The following is a 363-nucleotide window of genomic DNA, read 5'->3' as shown; positions in this document are numbered from 1 at the left end:
CAAAGCCATGTATCTGTTTGATTATCACGACCACGTCGATACTGAAAGACTTTACCTTTAAATATGATTTCTAAACCTGAATCTTCATAACCAGCCTCAAGAATAACTTGGCCTTCTATCTTCTGATCATCAATACCACACAGTAAATCCATCGTTTCCTTAGACATATTGTAGATATAAATTTCAGCCGCCTTAGGTGCTTCAGTCGTGGGTTGGGAGATATGAAAATATATATGGAAGTCTGATAGATCTAATGCCTCAGGAGCATCTTTATTAATTTGGATTGTGAGCCGGCATAATCTTCCCCACTGTAGCGACATATCAATCCCTCCAAAATAATTGAATTTTCACACCTAGATCATT

General features: G+C 37.5%; 1 protein-coding gene. It reads right to left on the bottom strand.

All coding sequences use genetic code 11. The annotated features are described in order from the left end of the window. Positions 1 to 320, bottom strand: a 320-nt coding sequence (locus EMN46_RS19495; protein WP_229130462.1) for a hypothetical protein, incomplete at its 3' end; no start/stop codon positions are given. Positions 321 to 363: the final 43 nt, after the last annotated feature.

Origin of the sequence: Ancylomarina sp. 16SWW S1-10-2, assembly GCF_009669305.1 — a bacterium.
Classification (GTDB): domain Bacteria; phylum Bacteroidota; class Bacteroidia; order Bacteroidales; family Marinifilaceae; genus Ancylomarina.
Note: the sequence above shows the minus strand (reverse complement) of the source record. Positions and strands in the feature narration are given on the sequence as shown.